This is a genomic window from Shewanella sp. AC91-MNA-CIBAN-0169 (assembly GCF_040310165.1).
Taxonomy (GTDB): Bacteria; Pseudomonadota; Gammaproteobacteria; order Enterobacterales; family Shewanellaceae; genus Shewanella.
The window spans coordinates 1-18,020 of the sequence record NZ_JBEOPM010000015.1; the positions used below are offsets into that span (position 1 = coordinate 1).

General features: G+C 40.9%; 12 protein-coding genes. 6 read left to right on the forward strand and 6 right to left on the reverse strand.

Features of this window, described 5'->3' with window-relative positions; all coding sequences use genetic code 11:
- Window positions 1-1,111: 1,111 nt before the first annotated feature.
- From nrfD to AAEY98_RS13570, 4 genes are all read right to left on the reverse strand, one after another.
- A complete protein-coding gene (nrfD, locus tag AAEY98_RS13555) occupies window positions 1,112-2,053 on the reverse strand; it encodes an NrfD/PsrC family molybdoenzyme membrane anchor subunit (protein ID WP_351017560.1) in 942 nt (313 codons plus the stop codon).
- Complete coding sequence (locus AAEY98_RS13560; protein WP_351017563.1) at window positions 2,050-2,622, reverse strand: 4Fe-4S dicluster domain-containing protein; 573 nt, start codon at window positions 2,620-2,622, stop codon at window positions 2,050-2,052. Before AAEY98_RS13560 ends, nrfD begins: the two co-directional genes overlap by 4 nt.
- Window positions 2,623-2,650: 28 nt before the next feature.
- Window positions 2,651-4,933, reverse strand: a complete 2,283-nt coding sequence (gene phsA, locus AAEY98_RS13565; protein ID WP_351017566.1) for a thiosulfate reductase PhsA — start codon at window positions 4,931-4,933, stop codon at window positions 2,651-2,653.
- A gap of 250 nt (window positions 4,934-5,183) precedes the next feature.
- Complete coding sequence (locus tag AAEY98_RS13570; RefSeq protein ID WP_351017569.1) at window positions 5,184-7,061, reverse strand: sensor histidine kinase; 1,878 nt, start codon at window positions 7,059-7,061, stop codon at window positions 5,184-5,186.
- Window positions 7,062-7,309: 248 nt separating this feature from the next.
- On the opposite strand from AAEY98_RS13570, the gene AAEY98_RS13575 reads away from it, so the two are divergent.
- From AAEY98_RS13575 to torD, 5 genes are all read left to right on the forward strand, one after another.
- Window positions 7,310-7,897 carry a response regulator transcription factor gene (locus AAEY98_RS13575; protein WP_351017572.1) on the forward strand — a complete coding sequence of 196 codons (588 nt, stop codon included), beginning with the start codon at window positions 7,310-7,312 and terminating at the stop codon, window positions 7,895-7,897.
- Between the two features lie 404 nt (window positions 7,898-8,301).
- On the forward strand, window positions 8,302-8,472 hold the full coding sequence (locus tag AAEY98_RS13580; protein ID WP_101088486.1) for a nitrate reductase: 171 nt from the start codon (window positions 8,302-8,304) through the stop codon (window positions 8,470-8,472).
- Between the two features lie 42 nt (window positions 8,473-8,514).
- Complete coding sequence (torC, locus tag AAEY98_RS13585; protein WP_350979099.1) at window positions 8,515-9,693, forward strand: pentaheme c-type cytochrome TorC; 1,179 nt, start codon at window positions 8,515-8,517, stop codon at window positions 9,691-9,693.
- Window positions 9,694-9,705: 12 nt separating this feature from the next.
- Window positions 9,706-12,198, forward strand: a complete 2,493-nt coding sequence (gene torA / locus AAEY98_RS13590; RefSeq protein ID WP_351017575.1) for a trimethylamine-N-oxide reductase TorA — start codon at window positions 9,706-9,708, stop codon at window positions 12,196-12,198.
- Window positions 12,199-12,298: 100 nt separating this feature from the next.
- Window positions 12,299-12,940: a molecular chaperone TorD gene (gene torD / locus AAEY98_RS13595; RefSeq protein WP_502959648.1), complete on the forward strand. Its 642-nt coding sequence runs from the start codon at window positions 12,299-12,301 to the stop codon at window positions 12,938-12,940.
- A gap of 129 nt (window positions 12,941-13,069) precedes the next feature.
- On the opposite strand, the gene torS is transcribed toward torD, so the two are convergent.
- A complete protein-coding gene (gene torS / locus AAEY98_RS13600; RefSeq protein ID WP_351017581.1) occupies window positions 13,070-16,123 on the reverse strand; it encodes a TMAO reductase system sensor histidine kinase/response regulator TorS in 3,054 nt (1,017 codons plus the stop codon).
- Window positions 16,124-16,197: 74 nt separating this feature from the next.
- Between torS and torT the strand changes: the two genes are divergently transcribed.
- Complete coding sequence (gene torT, locus AAEY98_RS13605) at window positions 16,198-17,271, forward strand: TMAO reductase system periplasmic protein TorT (RefSeq protein WP_162023088.1); 1,074 nt, start codon at window positions 16,198-16,200, stop codon at window positions 17,269-17,271.
- Here torT and torR read toward each other — a convergent pair.
- On the reverse strand, window positions 17,261-17,986 hold the full coding sequence (torR, locus tag AAEY98_RS13610) for a two-component system response regulator TorR (RefSeq protein ID WP_162024337.1): 726 nt from the start codon (window positions 17,984-17,986) through the stop codon (window positions 17,261-17,263). The genes torT and torR overlap by 11 nt on opposite strands.
- Window positions 17,987-18,020: the final 34 nt, after the last annotated feature.

The window sequence follows — 18,020 nt, forward strand, 5'->3', positions numbered from 1 at the left end:
GCGCTGTGGCGTTAAATCCAGAGCAACATAAAGAAGCTGCTTAACAATTTAGGCGACAACTGTCTTGAAAAACGCCGTTTTCATAGAGAAAGTTAACATCATTATCCATTTTAAAAATCACTACTAGAAACTAAATTAATAAACAATAACAGATAGTTACCAAAGCCTAACTGTCTATAACGTTAATGTAAAAAGATTCTGTATGTTAAAAAAATAAAATAGGCTGAACATAAAAATCATCTTCAGCCTATTTATAAAAACATTCTACGTTATTGTTCCTCGCCCCCCAAAAAGCTGTTATTACTGACATTTATGTACAAAGTGTTCAGTTAATTAAAGGAGGTAAAGTATTTCGTATCCAGTTTACTAGCCTTTTTTCTTTCTAATCTTGGCTACCTCTGTAACATTTGATTCTTTTTTTAACTTACGCTTTTCTTTTAGCGACAACAATGGTTTTTTCATTTCATGCTTAGACATATCATTACCTTATAAATAAAAAATTAATAACGTTTATTTAATGCAATAAACTCATTTTTGAAATAAATAATCCACCACCCTCCGTTTAGAACTTTTTGGGTTTATTTTTATAGTATTAAAATTAAATTAATTGCAGAATTTTAAAAACAAATAATTATTTACATATAGATAAAGCAAAGATTGGGTTACTCCTATTGATTAAAAATAGTTTAACGAAATCTAAGCCTTAATATATAAATGCAAGCTGTTTTTTAAATGTTAATTTTAATTGTATATTCTGTAAAAACAGATGGGCGCAATGATACGCCCGCTTAATCGGGGAATTTTAGGGCGAAGCTCCCTAAAAAAATAATTGAATAAAATGTGAATATTGATGTTTTCATAAAGCCAATATAGCAGCTTAAATAATAACTTCAAGTATACGTTAGCGGTAAATCTGAATAATCTACGATTATCGTTTCTAATTTATGGATTTAATTGTGAATACGGTCGACTTTAGTGTTGTGTCTTAAGTTAATTAACCAATATTGACTGCTGTTACAACCTAATACTGCAGCCTATTGCGTAGTTTTTACCCTCCAATCAACCTAAGTCTACTGGAGGGCAAAAGATGACTTATCTACTTATTTCTTGGTTAACTTATATAACTTTGTCCAGCATAGATGATGAAGTGTCGTAATGCTAAAACACCCGTCAAACTGCAGCAGGCAACTGATATCATGATGGCTTTAGTGTGACGAGCATTGGCAGGTAAAAACATCGACAGAATGGGAACGATAAACCCGATTCCGACTACGCCTATCCAAAACACGCTAGCCCAAATGTCGGTACTTAATGATGCTAATGCTTCAGCAGCTGCGCCTCCTGTGAAATAAAGAGTACTAAACAGCATCACTAAAAACATCATTTCTGACACGATTACCGGTAAATCCAGGCTGTGCATTTTTGCCACATCGTTATCATGGGGGCCGCTATTAAAACAGGTTAACGCAACGATTAAGTTACCCGCAGCTCCCGCTGATAAACCAGACGCTAAGAACAATGCAGGTAATACTGCAGTATTGAGCATTGGGTAGGCATTCATGGCCGAGATTAAAAAGCCAGTATACGCACCAACTCCTATAGCAAGTACAAACAGTAGGATTTCAATTACTTTACGCATTGGCAATAGCATATGCCCTATTGGGGCTAAAAATCCTAACTTCCACTTTGGTAAATCATCTCGCAATACAATCAATGCATAAGCAATACCTAACGGTGAATAAGCCAATAAGGCCAACACACCAATCGCCATTACAGATGTAAAATTATAATTGACTAAGATGAGCCAGAAATGAAATGGTTTGGTTAAATCAAACACTAAACAGGCCAAACCTAAGCTTATGGCTACTGGCCCGATAATGGCAGAGGCTTTTAATATCGAAGTTTCAATATTGCCCCCTTTACTGTACCAACGCATACCAATACCAATGAGTACGCTACCTGCCGATAAACCGGCCATAAATAAATAAACGGCGATAACCCAGTTCCATGTCACTGGATCATATTGCGCCATGTCGCCCCATATATTGTTCATGACTCTATCCCTCCTCGTTTAGTCGGAACACGGTACACTCGTGGTTTGGTACCTAAATGCGTTTTGTCTTGATAGGTTATTTTTGTATTCAGTAATTGAGCAACCTCACTTTTACTGTCGTTAGCATCGCCAAAATACAATGCATCTGTTGGGCATGCTGTAACGCAAGCGGGTTGTTCATCTCTGGCTAGGCGCGTGTCTTTACAAAAATTACATTTGTCTGCTGCCTTGGTTATGGGATTCATAAAGCGCACTTTGTATGGACATGCCGCAACACAATACATACAGCCAACGCACTTATCGTTATGAATAGACACTAAGCCATTTTCGTCTATGTAAGCGGCACCTGTAGGGCAAACACTGACACAAGGTGCGTCTTCGCATTGCTGACAGGACACGCGGTGATATTTAAAATGTAAGTTTGGTGCTTCACCAAAAGGACCTTCCACCCTAACTTGCAGGCGTGTTACCCCTTCAGGGACTTCGTTTTCACTACGACAAGCTATATTGCAAGCTTGGCAGCCGATGCATTTGTTTTCATCATGCACCATGACATATCGTTTGCTCATAGGAGACTCCAAATCAATTAGTTACCGGCTAAATTTTTACCAACTTGACACCCGTGGTGTGTAAATTCATGCCACAGATGGGAGCGATGGCATTAGGAAGTAGGTTGCCGCAATGGATACCTTTTCCTGTTGCTCGCACCAGTTCTTTGTTTTTGGAGCCAAAGCCCATGTATGCAAACACAGTATCTTGACGAATCCCCGGGGTGACCAAAGCGGTTCCTTCTTCGGTGCCAACACTGCTGGTTAATTGAATTGCATCGCCACTATGGATATTTAATCGTCCGGCGGTTAATGGATGGATCCAAACTGCGTTGTTAGACATAAGGTTGGAGAGCATAGGAATATTATGGGTGGCGCCGTTGGTGTGTACGGCAACTTTGCCTTGAATAAAATATAATTCATCGGCTTGCTTTAGTTGGACATGACGATGCTTAATCACGCCTCGTCCTGGAGCCATATCTTCGACTTGTGGTGAGGTTAATTCAATTTTCCCACTGGGTGTTTTGAAGTGCATAGCTGTAGCATACGTTCCATCGGCATCTACGTTTCTTGCGTTGGGATAAGTCTTAACGAACTCGTCAACCATTTCAGGTTCACGTAGCATCAAAGGCTTGCCGTAGCTTACGAAGCCTATTTTTTTAATGTGTTCTAACAAGGCGTGATCACGATTAACCTGCATTAATTGCAACGTTTCTATGTTGTCCCAAGGATAATACTTGTCCAGCCCTAACGCCTTACCAAGATCTTTGAATATTTGCCAACTAGGACGGGTGTTACCGATGGTTTCAACTACACGTTGACGCACATAATAAGCAGGATTTTTACCTGACTTATCAGCAATTTCTTCATCACGTTCAAGGTAGGTTGACTCTGGTAAAATAATGTCAGCATACGCTGCTGTTTCACTGATATACAGGTCACAGCACACCACTAAATCTAATGCTTTAAGCGTTTGCTCTACTTTCGCCCGGTCTGTTAAGGTTTGCATTGGGTTAGTACGGCTCATCACCCATGCTTTTAGCTGATAAGGCTTAGCCTCTAAAGTTGCATCTATTATGGTTTGATAAATACCACCTGAAGACCACATCAACTTGTATTGTTTATCTACTTGGTCAATACGAATAGCAGAGATTTTAGGCATGCCTTCAACACCAGGCGTCACTAATTCTGGGGCAACTTTCTCACCGGCAAATTTATTGTATCCAGGTGCTTTCTGGCCCATGTATATGCCACCTTTGCGTTCAATATTACCAATCAAAATATTGACAGCATATATTGCACGACGCATATCGAACTCTTCGGGAGTAAAGGTGGCACGATGACCGAAGTCAACAACAGCATGTGGCGCTTTGCTTGCAAATTCATGAGCAATTCTTCGAATGGCACTGGCAGAAACATCTGAAATAGTTTCTGCCCACTCTGGGGTATATTTTTTTACCTCTGCAGCAAATTCTTCAAAACCAACAACATATTTTTCGATAAAATCATGGTCGTATAAATGGTCATAAATTAAAACATGACATAACGCTAGCGCAACTGACACGTCAGTGCCTGGACGAATGGCATGCCATTCATCAGCTTTGTCGGCAACAACTGAAAAACGAGGTTCAAATACGACTAACTTGGCGCCTTTATCCATTTGTGCTTGCATCATGCCTCGAGTCTCAGACATGTTTATGCCTTCATAAATATTATGACCGAAGTTAATGATGTATTTTGAATTGCTCAAATCACGCTTCATTTTGGTACCAAACATAGCCTTTGCAGCTATTTCATAGGCACCAGGACAAGTCGAAGCATGTGTGAAAGTATTAGGTGAACCAAAAGTAGCTGCCAAATGAAATAAATGGCCATCTAACGAACCTGATTTAGACGAAAAAGCGACAGTTTCTGCACCGAACTGTTGCTTAATATCCGTTAGTTTTTCGGCAATATATTGATAAGCTTCATCCCAACTGATCTCAGCCCATTTGCCTTCTCCACGCTCACCAGTTCTTTTTAATGGATTAACGATACGCTGTGAGTCATATAAAAGACTATGACCCGCCCCACCTCGGGCACAGACTTTGCCACCAAACGATTTTGCTTCTTTATTACCCGTAATGAATACGTTTTTGCCATCTACAATGCGCGCCTTAATAGGACAGCGCGTTGAACACATTTCACAAATACTGGCTACTTCAGAAGAGACACCTTTTAAAGGCTGTTTCTCTAACGCGGCTAACGAGCCAGGTAGCATACTTGCCAGAGCACAGGTTGCACTTGTAGCACCTGCCCCCATTAAAAAATGTCGCCGATTTAACTGAATCATGATTGCCCCCTTCATCTTCAACTAAGCACGAAGTTATTACGGTTAACTTAGGTTTAATGGGGCTTATTAGATAAACACAACAATAAGCTCCATCGCTAAACACAGTGTTAACCCATAAGTATTTTAAGGGTATTGTGGTAAACCACATTGAGGGGCATGATTTGATTGATGTCACGGTTTAACATCTCAATAAAATGAGATAAGCAAAAAAGACAGGTTGGCATTTCAGTAAAGAAGAGTATTTGATTGATTAATCGGTCAAAGCATTTAATGGGATAACAATGAGAACCCGACATCCTTGTCGCCATGGTGAGCTTGGGTCATCTTTACATTTTGATAAGTTTATCTGGCCACCAAAAATAGCAATAACATCACTACAAATAGCCAACCCGAGCCCTAAGCCATTGGCTTTGGTAGAAAAGAAACTTGTTTTAAAATCATCGTTGGCACACGTTAACCCAATACCATTATCATAAATTTTCAGCTGTAAAGTTTGATCAACAATGTGTAAATCAATCAGTATGCGTTTATGGCTATTAAGCGAAAATTCTTTTTCGGACAGCGCATCAATGGCATTTTTTAGCACATTAATTAACACCTGACAAAAACCAACTTTATCACCTTGTAGCTTAATTACAGTGGTAGTCAATTGAGTTTGAATGTGGATTTTTTCTTTATCGAACTCATGCTCTAGTAAGTCTAGGCAAACCATTAATTGCTCTTGTACGTCAAACTCAGTACTTGCTGTACCTTTTCGTTGCAACAATTCTCTGATCCTATGAACAATTTCTCCGGCACGCATTGACTGCTGGTGTATTTTTTCAAGTAATTGGTATTGTACTGAGTTTGTACCAATATTTTTTGCCTGCTCAATCATACCGCCTTCACTATATTGTGTAATTGCCGCAATGGGTTGGTTGAGCTCGTGAGCTAAACCTGCTCCTATTTCACCTAAAATTGCTGCGCTTTGCATGCGCTCAAGCTGCAATGCTTTATTTTTCAATTGGCGCTCTGTATTGATTAAGAACTCGCTCTTTTGTCTAAATTTATATTCGAGCCAAAGGTGATATATGGTCGCGATAACAAATAAACCCAATAAACTAAAGCCCCATTTTTGATTGAGCTTTATCCATTGCCAGACTTGTAGGTAAACAGGGCTATCATCCGCATTTAAGTTTAGATCGTTAAATAGTTTAACCACTTGAAACTGGCTAATCGGTGCAGCCCAACCTCGGTTTTGTCCGACGATGGACGCTGGATGATCCATACTTATCGACAGTAAAGATCGAGTGATCTCTGTTCTTACCATTAACGGCACTGCATCCGACGATGCAAAGGACCAATTAGGATACAAAGGAGTGCTTACGGCACATTCATAATCGGCTGGAGTGATATCATTTATCACTCGATAATCGCTAACCTTGATATACCCCTCTGCGACCATCTGTTCTAAAGTACAAAATGGCGTAATGGCAATATCTGCTGTGCCATCGCGGACTTGATAAATAAGCGGTTCAAGCGGAAAACCGAGAAACGTCACTTTGGAAAAGAAGTTACTGGTCGAATAGTCCAGTGAATGGATGAGCCCTATCGCAGCTTGGTATCCTCCTAATGCGTTAGGATCACTGGCCACCAGTGAATGCCCTGCAAGATCGTCTACGCTAAACAAATGGCTGTCTTTACGAACGATTATAGCTGCACCAATCGCAAAGGTGCTGCCATTATGTTGATTGCTCTTCATGGTGGCTAACCAGGAAATGGGATAGTCGCCACTCATATTAAAGTAATGGCCAGGGTTGGTGACAACAAACTGTATGTCGCCACTGATTAGCTTTTGATTCATATTGTTGAAGTCTAACGGCACAACCTCAAAGCTAGCATTGGCAACATTTTGGCTTAAATAGTCCATTAATGGCTGCCAGCGTTCAATACTTTTAGCCACACCATAATTTGCAAGCACTGCAACTCGGTAATGTACTTCAGCATTGGCTTGAGTCGTAATGGGTTTTTCAATGGTCGCATCCGGTGTTACAGGCTGCGCACTTGCTTGAGTTAAATATCCAGCACAAATTAATGAAAGCGCACCAATCAGCAAAGTGTCAAATCGTATCCGTAACCTTTTAGCCATCTGACAACACTCAGTTAAATCAACACTCAGTTGATAACACAATTAATCGATAGAACAATTAGTTAATACAATACTCTGTTTAGAAAATACTTAATTAACGTAACAAGGTAATGATTTTATGTACTAAACTCAGTGTAGTGCAACTTGATAAACAAAAAAGATGCATGCAGCACAAAAGCAACCGAACAACTTGATCCACAATCAACAATGATTACACTGTATTAACATTTAATAAATTGATACTACATATGATTAAAGATATTTATATGGTGGATGATGACCTAGCAATTCTTGATTCAATGCAATTTATGCTTTTGCAATATGAATACAACTTACAGGTATTCAATTCTGCTATTTCGTTTATTAATACCATAGATATTACCCAGCCAGGTTGTCTTATTGTGGACAGCAAAATGCCAGAAATTACTGGCCAAGAACTACAACAAAAATTAATTGCCGCTAACAGTCCATTAGGTATCATCTTTTTAACGGGTCACGGTGATCTGCCGATGGCGGTAAATGCATTTAGACAAGGTGCTTGTGATTTTTTTCAAAAACCCGTTAACGGGAAAGAACTGGTTGTTGCTATAGAAAAAGCCTTTACGTATAGCCATAAAATGTTTGAATCTATTCTTCTAAAACAACGATATAACACCTTAACAGAACGTGAAATCCAAGTATTACATCTATTAATAGAAGGCAAAACAAACAAACAAATGGCCGACAAATTATACCTTTCTCTGCGCACGATTGAGGTACATCGTTCTAAAATCATTAAGAAACTAGCTGTACATAATGCTGCTGAATTGGCAAAGTTCAGCCCTTTATTAGCCTAGTTTTTATTAACTTATGCTGTGTTAAATTGTTTTTGCACTGCCCGTAGCCCCGATAATTTCACGCTAATTGCAACGAAATTTTTTGTGTTATCTTTTGTATAAATACCTTCCTGGATATGAATCCCACTCTTGAATGGTGCAAACGGCTATTAAGCCTGCTTTGGGCACTTCACTTTATATTGTTAGGTACTACATCTTTTCGTGACCCTCGATTGAAAACTCTCTGAACTTGATTTTATAAAGCAGTTTATTGTTAAATCCTCACAGCAAGCTACCCCTCAATCAGTCTGTTCATAATCTTTCATATATTGTCTACGTTCATTCATCCACGGTCTGAGTGCCATTAACAATTGTTATCTAATATAGCTGTCATCAGCAAAGGTAATTTTTTAAGTGAGCAAGCTATGACAACAAAAAACGTAGTAGACCCCAAAAGTAATGTTAAGTCTAAGGAGCTGAAAGCTCTTGGATTTATCATTTTTTTATTTTTTCCCATTATCACCGTAACCAGCATTAGTGCGTACGGTTTTGTCATTTGGATGATCCAAGCATTTGGTGGCGTTGTTGCGCACTAATCCTCAAACAAATTATGAGTCAATCTTATAAAGGATGCTGTTATGAAATGGTTTATTAATACCTGGCGGACGCTAAATCAGCCTGCCAAATATCTTACTTTAGGCACAATTAGCCTATCAGCTTTTTTAATGGGGATTATATTCTGGGGTGGTTTCAATACCGCACTGGAAATGACCAACACTGAAGAGTTCTGTATTAGCTGTCACAGTATGGAAAGCAAGCCCTACCAAGAGCTACAGCAAACTGTGCATTGGTCTAATCACTCTGGCGTTCGGGCCACTTGCCCTGATTGTCACGTGCCGCATAACTGGAGTCGTAAAATTGGTCGCAAGATTGAAGCATCACATGATATGTGGGGCTGGTTGATGCAAACCGTTAATACTGAGGAAAAATTTGAATCAAAACGTCTAGAGATGGCTAGCCGTGAGTGGAAACGCTTCGACCGTGATAACTCTTTAGCGTGTAAAAACTGCCATAACTATGACTCGATGAAATGGGATGACATGTCAAAGTTGGCGCAAAAACAAATGAAGCGTGCAGCAGAGATAGACCAGAGCTGTGTTGATTGCCATAAAGGTATTGCTCACAAACTTCCTGACATGGGCACTTCCCGTGCACCAGAACTCATTGCACAAGTCGGATCTGGCGAAATCGGTCTTGTGGTTGGTGCTCAGTATTTTACCGCCTTGACTAAACCCCTTTATTTTAATCAAAAAACAGATGTTGAAGCTGGTACGTTAAACATTGCCACTAAAGTGACGGTACTTGAAACCAATGGCAGTCGTGTACAAGTTGGTATTAAAGGTTGGCGTAAAAAAATTGGTGCTGGTCGTGTTATCTATTTCGATTTTGGTCTTAACATTCTGTCGGCTCAGTTATCAAAAGATGCTGCGCTAGAAGAAGGTGTAATGAATGTCTTTGAACAAAAAGAAGACCCAATGACCGGATTAACATGGCAACGTGTTGAAGCCAAAATTTGGACCGATGCAGACTACCTAGTAAGTGATTTACAGCCACTTTGGGATTATGCCCGCACCACTTATACCAGCAGTTGTAGCGTGTGTCATACCCAACCAGCAGAAGCACACTTTGACGCTAACAGTTGGCCTGGAATGTTTAAAGGCATGATTGCATTCGTCAACATGGACCAAGACACTCAAGCGCTTGTACAAAAGTACTTACAAGAGCATTCATCTACTTTCAATAAGTCGGCGCATTAATAGGACATCATCATGAACAGAAGACATTTTCTTAAAGGCTTAGTGGCGACTTCTTATGTTGGACTAAGCAGTACATCAGTGTTGGCGCCATTCAATGCCCTTGCAGCTGCAAGCACTAAAGCAAGTGACGACTGGTTAACTACCGGTTCGCACTTTGGTGCATTCAAAATGAAACGTAAGAATGGCGTGATTGACCAGGTGATTCCATTTGAGTTGGACAAATACCCTACCGATATGATCAATGGCGTTAAAGGCTTAGTCTACAACCCATCACGGGTTCGCTACCCTATGGTACGCCTAGATTTTTTATTGAAAGGTCATAAAAGCGACACCAGTCAACGCGGTGATTTTCGCTTTGTCCGTGTCACTTGGGACAAAGCATTGACCCTGTTTAAAGATTCACTTGATGAGGTTCAAACTCAATATGGCCCATCAGGACTGCACGCGGGTCAAACTGGCTGGCGCGCCACTGGACAACTGCATTCAAGTACCAGTCACATGCAACGTGCTGTTGGTATGCACGGTAATTTTGTCAAAAAAATTGGTGACTACTCAACGGGTGCTGGCCAGACTATTTTGCCTTATATTTTAGGTTCAACTGAAGTTTATGCCCAAGGTACTTCATGGCCGTTAATCCTTGAGCAATCTAAAACCATCATTTTGTGGTCAAATGATCCCTATAAAAACCTGCAAGTGGGTTGGAATGCCGAAACCCATGAATCGTTCGCTTATCTAGCGGAGCTTAAAGAAAAAGTAAAACAAGGTAAGATCCGAGTGATCAGTATCGACCCTGTAGTCACTAAAACCCAAAAATACTTAGGCTGTGAGCAACTTTACGTCAACCCACAAACTGACGTTGCGTTAATGCTGGGTATTGCCCATGAAATGATCACCAGTAAGTTACACGATGAAAAATTTATTGAGGGCTACAGCTTAGGGTTTGACAGATTCGTGCCTTATATTTTAGGCGAGTCAGATAGCGTAGCTAAAACACCAGAGTGGGCCAGTAAAATTACTGGTGTTAGCCCTGAAATTATACGTGATTTAGCTAAAGTGATGACCAAAGGTCGTACTCAAATCATGATGGGTTGGTGTATTCAACGTCAACAACACGGTGAACAACCTTATTGGATGGCAGCTGTACTTGCCACTATGATTGGCCAAATTGGTTTACCTGGTGGTGGTATCAGCTATGGCCATCATTACTCAAGTATTGGCGTTCCTTCATCGGGCGCAGCTGCACCGGGCGCGTTTCCTCGTAATCTTGATGAAGGCCAAAAGCCATTATTCGACAGTAATGATTTTAAAGGCGCGAGTAGCACCATTCCGATTGCACGTTGGATTGATGCCATTTTAGAACCGGGTAAAACCATCGATGCCAACGGGGCTAAGGTCACTTATCCTGATATTAAGATGATGGTATTTTCAGGTAATAATCCATGGAGTCATCACCAAGATAGAAATAAGATGAAGCAAGCATTTCAAAAGCTTGAATGTGTGGTCACTGTCGACATTAACTGGACAGCAACGTGCCGTTTCTCTGACATCGTTTTACCCGCTTGTACTACATTTGAACGTAATGACATTGACGTTTATGGCAGCTACGCTAACCGTGGTGTTTTAGCGATGCAAAAAATGGTTGAACCATTATTTGATAGCTTGTCTGATTTTGATATCTTTACCCGCTTTGCCAAAATAATGGGTAAAGAGACAGAATATACCCGTGGCATGTCTGAATTTGACTGGATTAAGAAACTTTATAACGACTGTAAAGCCGATAATGCCGGTAAGTTCGATATGCCAAATTTCGACACGTTCTGGAAACAAGGTTATGTACATTTTGGTGAAGGCCTACCTTGGACTCGCCATGCCGACTTTAGGGATGATCCTGAAATGAATCCATTGGGTACACCATCGGGCTTGATTGAAATTTTCAGCCGTAAAATCGCCCAATTCAATTACGATGACTGTCCTGGCCATCCTACTTGGATAGAAAAGTCAGAGCGCAGCCATGGTGGTCCTGGTTCAGATAAATACCCAATGTGGATGCAATCTTGCCACCCAGATAAACGCTTACATTCACAAATGTGTGAGTCGCAGCAATATCGGGAAACCTATACGGTACAAGGTCGTGAACCCGTGTACTTGAATCCTACCGATGCAAAACAGCGCGGCATTAAAGATGGAGATGTTGTTCGTGTGTTTAACGACCGAGGTCAACTGTTAGCGGGTGCAGTGGTATCCGACAGCTTCCCTAGTGGGGTTATCCGAATTCATGAAGGGGCTTGGTATGGCCCAGTCGGTAAAGATGGGTCTAAACAAGGGGGTAGTGAAATTGGGGCGTTGTGCAGCTATGGTGACCCTAATACGTTAACGCAAGATATTGGTACATCAAAGCTTGCCCAGGCTTGCTCCGCATACACTTGCTTGGTCGATTTCGAGAAGTATCAAGGTAAGTTACCTGACGTCAGTTCTTTTAGTGGCCCAATAGAAACGCAGCTATAACGTGTAAGCATTATCACTGTGCGCCAAGCGATTTAATTCTTGGCGCTTAAGTTAACGGCCATAATAGGCTCAGGAGATAACATAGATGAATGACAAGATATTGTATAACACGCCAATGAACCAGGGTCGTTCGATGGTGTATAAGCTGCTCTCATCACTGTTTGCAAAAGAGCTAGATCAACAGCTATTACAAGAGCTCACTGCAAGTCAGGCTCAGGCATTCTTTGCTCAATTGGCCAGTGACCCGTTATTGAGTCAAGACATTGAAACCATAAACTCAGTGCTTAATTCAACCCTTAACAGCGTCAATACTGATCATGCTTTATTAGAGCTTGCTGCCGATTATTGTGGCCTATTTTTAGTAGGTACAAAGCATAGCGCCAGCCCTTATGCCAGTTTATATCTTAACGATAATGCAGTTGCCAAGGACGATGTACTTTTATTTGGTGAACAGCATCAGCAAATGCAAACATATCTAAAACAAAGCCAATTAACGGTTCAAAGTGAATTTCCTGAACCGTCTGACCATATTGCCGTTATTTTGGCTTATGTCGCTCACCAAGCGTGTGCTTGTGACGATAGCACTCAGCTCAGCTTTATTAGGCAATATCTCCACGCTTGGTTACCCCGTTTTGTAGATAGGCTTACCTCTGTGGATACTGGTCAGTTTTATTCAGCCATTGCTCACCTCACTCTGGCTTGGGTTGAAAGCGATTGTGAAGGACTAAAAGGTGCTCAGTAACAGGATATCTATATAATTAACCCCCATATAAAAACACCGAGTAAGCTCGGTATTTTTATATGTAATGTTTGAGATCAGGATAAATAGAGTGAGGATTATACACACTCAACTATATTTTATATCCCTAATTTACAACAACTTAGATAGAAATTTCAACTCAAGTGCGTTAATTGATGCTTGCAATACTTGCTTAAGCAACAAATATGAATCATCACTAATGCCATCTTTTTCTAATTGTTTGCACAACTGACTCAACTGAATAAAGCCAATACTGGCACTACTGCCTTTAAGTGCGTGTAACGCTTTTGGCCTATCTGTAGGTAAAGCTGCCAGTGCATTGATGTGTTGTGTACTACTGACTTTAAATAACGCTAACATCTCTTTAACAGCTTCTGTACCAAGATATTGTAAGTCTTCATTAATTTGCTTTTCATCGAGTAAAGGCTGATTGTCTTCATTACAAACTGAAAATTTTTGATCTATGGTCGTTTGTGTAAAGCCTTTGTGTTTATCCATCTTGATTAACTTATTCGTGTTGTCGCTGTTGATTGCTGACTTGTCACTCGCATCACCAATCCAATTGGCTAAAAACTTCATATTAAGCGGTTTGGCTAATACGTCATCGAAGCCTGCTGTTTGATACTCGTTTATGTCATCATGTTGAATTTGTGCCGTAAATGCGGCTATGCTGATGTCTTTTTGGGCTGCGTTAGCAATACGCTTCAACTCAAGTAATAACTCAATACCAGAGCCATCGCCTAATTGAATATCAAGCATAATGCCGTCAAACTTCAACGCACTATCGACGTTAAACAACGCTCTTGCTTGAGCACAACTATCAGCCAGTACGGAATGATGTCCAAGATGTGCTAAAAACCCTTGGGCCACCATGGAATTGACTTTGTTGTCTTCGATAACGAGTACACATTTAGAATCAACTTTAGGTAACTCTGCACTGATAACCTCATACGTTTGTTCACAAATGTGTAATGGTAAACTAAAACCAAAGCTGGAACCCTCACCCACTTTACTACTCACCCGAATAGAATCATTGGCAGTGTTAGCCTCATTCATTAACGAGACTAATTCTTTACAAATAGCGAGCCCAAGTCCTGTGCCTCTGGTTCTGCCTTGATTAGGCTGTACACCATAGGCGATAAACAATTGATCCATGGCCTTTTCACTGATACCAACGCCAGTATCTGCCACTTCAAAGGTTAATTGTTTCTCGACCACATTTACCCGTAATGTAACCTCTCCTGCTGGAGTGAATTTAATGGCATTGCCGAGCAAATTAAACAACACTTGGCGCAATTTGGGGCCATCTACCGTTATCCATTTAGGTAAATTACCGCGAACTAAATATAACGAGATACCTGACAATCCCGCACCAGCTAACATGATTGCCATCACTTCATCGAGCAGCTCATTAAGCGCAACAGCCCGTGGTTCGTTAGTTAATTTACCTTGCTCCAAACGGGAAAAGTCCAAAATATCATTAAGTACATTTTGCAGTAAGGTGCCGCTGTATTGCGATAATGCCAACATTTGTTTTTGTGCTGGAGGTAATGGCGAGTGACTCAGTAAAGTCAGGGTGCCTAAAAGACCATTTAGCGGAGTACGGATTTCATGGCTCATGGTCGCTAAAAATAGCGATTTTGCCTTGTTAGCTTGTTCTGCCATCACTCTAGCCGTCGAATGCCCTTTTGCTTCAGCGTCTAGTTGACGGTTGGTTTCAGCCAGTTCGAGTGTACGTGCCTGCACGGTACTTTCAAGTGAGGCTTTATGGGCAAATAATTCTGATGCCGTTTGTTGTAATTCAGATTGCAGTGCTTGATTGTGCGCGGTTTTTTGTTTAAAAGCTTCAATGGCAGAAGCCATCGCGGTGAGTTCATCGTCTCCGTGAGGATCCAGTAGCACTTCGGTATTGCCCTGACTTAATTGAGATAATGCAGCAGTTGCTTCACTTAGGCGTAAAGCGATGCCTTTATAAATAACCCGATAAACCACCAACAGCATAATGATTAACATCAAAATACCTGTCGCCCACAGCCCTGACTTAGCCCACAGTAATTGCTGTAAAAAATTACTTCGGGCATGTTCTGCCTGTAGCTGTTGTGCTTTCATTGCACTATCGACTGACTTATTCAGTTGGCCTAATTTATCCGTCAGCGTTAACAGTTGCGCATTTTGTTTTGTTAGCAATTGCGCATATTGCTGCTGCAAACTTAAGCCAACATTCACCTCCCTTAACATTATCAATTGGTGCTCAAGCTCTGTTGCCCTAACCGGATCTCGAATTAAGCCTTTAAGTAATTCTAGAGGCATTAAATCAATTTGCCCACTCGTTCCTGAACCTGTGTAAGGGCTCGGTATTTCGTTGCCGCTTTGTGAGTTATCGCGAGTAGAATTAATGGTATAAGTCGTTGGAGACAGTACTCGAGCCATACTGTTGAGTACGTTATTTAATCCGAGTTGTTGGTCTGGAGACTGTAATAACTGCCCTACTAACTCAATGTGATGGATCAATCCCAAAGCTCGATTTAAACGTTCACGGACATCCAAGTCTTGCTCTATGATGGAGTCCAAAAGTTTGGCACTTTGTTCAGCGCCAACCACTTGAGGGTAAGCTAAACTCAACTTGGCCAAAATGGTTGAATCGACCACGGCTTGTTCTGCTTCAAGTAAAACACCACTGTTACTGGCCGCTTCCGCCAGTGCGGCTCCTTTATTAATCAATTGCGCCGCCAACACTAAACGTTTACCCACTTGGCGGCCGAATACCGATAAGTCATGGATAATTTCGCCAGCTAATAAAGCTAAATGCTGATCTTTATTAACACCATGATTTTGTAGATTTAACGAATTGAGTCGTTCAATAGCAGAAAGCAAATTAGTGCTTTCGAGTGATAACTTACGCCCAAGGAAAGCGCGTTGAGCCTCTTCTTCCACTCGTTCAAGCGCTTGGGCATTGTCGAGCAAGCCATTAGAAGACTGCATCAATTGCCTTGCAGCCTCAGATGCAGGTAACGCCTCTTCATATAGATACTGGTCAGCCAGCTTTACCCAATAAAGCGAAATGCTGCCAAGGCTAACTAACATTAACAATAACAATCCGAGCAGACAGAATGCCAACATAAGGCGACCCACTAAGCTCTTGCCTGATAGTGATAAAGTGCTCACAGTCATTCCTTAAAATGTTATAATTACGAAAATTTTTTAGTGTTCTGTTTAGAAACCTTAATCGAGACAATATAATGCGCCGACTTATTTATTTGCTCATAGCTTGCTTAGGGACAATACCATTACTTGCTGAAGCAACATCCGATTCTAGCTGGACATTACAGCAGCGCACGCCCTTTAATGCCAAAATTCAAACAGTAAAATCAATACAATATAATCAACTGACCTCGGCCAAAAAGGCTTGGCGAATCTGTGCCTTAGTACCTCACCTTAAAGACGCTTATTGGATCGGCATTGATTATGGTTTGGTGTCAAAAGCCAGCCAATTAGGGATTAATTTAGAATTATTTGAAGCTGGTAGCTATTACAGAAAAGAGCAACAACTAAAACAACTTGAATACTGCCTTAATCAACCGTTCGATGCCATCTTACTCGGTGCTGTGGCCCCCAATTTACTTGATCAATATCCGGGGCTAATTAATAAACCCATCATAGCGTTAGTGAATAGACTCGATAACCCCATTATAACAACTCGTGTAGGCGTCAATTGGTATCAAATGGGCTGGAAAGCTGGCCACTTTATCGCCAAAGCTGTAAAAAATTTACCGCCATCGTCTCCAGTAACACTCGCTCTACTCACCGGCCCAGAAAGTGTTGGCGGCAGCGATTGGGTTGAGCTCGGTATTCAAGATGCTATTGCCGATAGTCCTATTGTGGTTTCGTCAATTCGTCATACCGATAATAATCGTGACCTTTATCGTGACCAACTTCATAATCTACTTAATGATCATGTTCCTAGTTATATTCTAGGCAGTGCCGTTGCTATTGAAGCAGCAATAGGAACATTGCAACATAAACGATTAACTGGCCAAGTAAAACTTGTGAGCAGCTATTTATCGCCAGCGACCTTGCGCGGACTTTATCGCAATAAAGTGGCTTTCAGTAGTGATGATCAAGTGGTGTTACAAGGTAAATTGGCAATAGATATTGCGGTAAAACTACTGGAGGGGGCACACTCATTTGGGGATATTGGCCCACAAATACAGGCGTTAGAACAAGGAACTGTGCAACTCAATATGTTTAACAACAGCTTAGCCCCTGCAGACTTTTACCCCATTTATCGTGTGACGACAAAAACTAATCTTTAACCTTTGTCGCAAACAAATAGCCTTCTCCGTGAACCGTTACAAACAGGTCTGCCTGTAGTTTATTTCGCAAACGGCGAATAATGACATCAATGGTTCTATCATTTACATCTTCATTACGGTGGCTTGTTTGCTGCATTAGCCGCTCACGTGATAGTACTTGCTGTGGATGCAATGCAAAGGCGGTAAGTAATTCGAACTCTGCTTTAGTCAGCTTTATCACCTCGTCACCACGACTCAGTTTTCGGCTGTTTAACTCAAGAATATATTTATCGAAGGCAATGATATCGTCACACTGTTCAAATTGTTCTACAACTTCTTGTTGTGCTTTTTTAACTAATGAAATTCGCCACAACAAATTTTTAACTCTTACCAATAGTTCTCTTAATTCAAATGGCTTAGTCACATAATCATCAGCACCCATCTCAAGGCCAACGATTTTATCAATGGTTTCATCACGACCAGTGACTAATATAATGCCAACGTCCGAACGACTTCTTAGTTCACGCGCCAAGCTCAAACCATCGGTACCGGGTAAGTTAATATCTAACATCACCAAATCGATATGTTGATTTGTAAACTGTTGCCACATCTGTTCGCCGTCTCCAGCTTCAAGTACACGATATCCTTCACGCTCAAAATAACCTTTTAATCGAGCGCGGATCACGGCTTCATCGTCAACGACGAGTACCGTATTTGTTAAACCAGTATGTGCCATCATCCTATCCAGATAGTGTTGCTAATAATGGCCG

Coding starts and splice junctions, on each gene's coding strand:
- nrfD (WP_351017560.1), bottom strand. CDS start 2,053: ATGAACAATATATGGGGCGACATGGCGCAATATGATCCAGTGACATGG.
- AAEY98_RS13560 (WP_351017563.1), bottom strand. CDS start 2,622: ATGAGCAAACGATATGTCATGGTGCATGATGAAAACAAATGCATCGGC.
- phsA (WP_351017566.1), bottom strand. CDS start 4,933: ATGATTCAGTTAAATCGGCGACATTTTTTAATGGGGGCAGGTGCTACA.
- AAEY98_RS13570 (WP_351017569.1), bottom strand. CDS start 7,061: ATGGCTAAAAGGTTACGGATACGATTTGACACTTTGCTGATTGGTGCG.
- AAEY98_RS13575 (WP_351017572.1), top strand. CDS start 7,310: ATGATTAAAGATATTTATATGGTGGATGATGACCTAGCAATTCTTGAT.
- AAEY98_RS13580 (WP_101088486.1), top strand. CDS start 8,302: ATGACAACAAAAAACGTAGTAGACCCCAAAAGTAATGTTAAGTCTAAG.
- torC (WP_350979099.1), top strand. CDS start 8,515: ATGAAATGGTTTATTAATACCTGGCGGACGCTAAATCAGCCTGCCAAA.
- torA (WP_351017575.1), top strand. CDS start 9,706: ATGAACAGAAGACATTTTCTTAAAGGCTTAGTGGCGACTTCTTATGTT.
- torT (WP_162023088.1), top strand. CDS start 16,198: ATGCGCCGACTTATTTATTTGCTCATAGCTTGCTTAGGGACAATACCA.
- torR (WP_162024337.1), bottom strand. CDS start 17,986: ATGGCACATACTGGTTTAACAAATACGGTACTCGTCGTTGACGATGAA.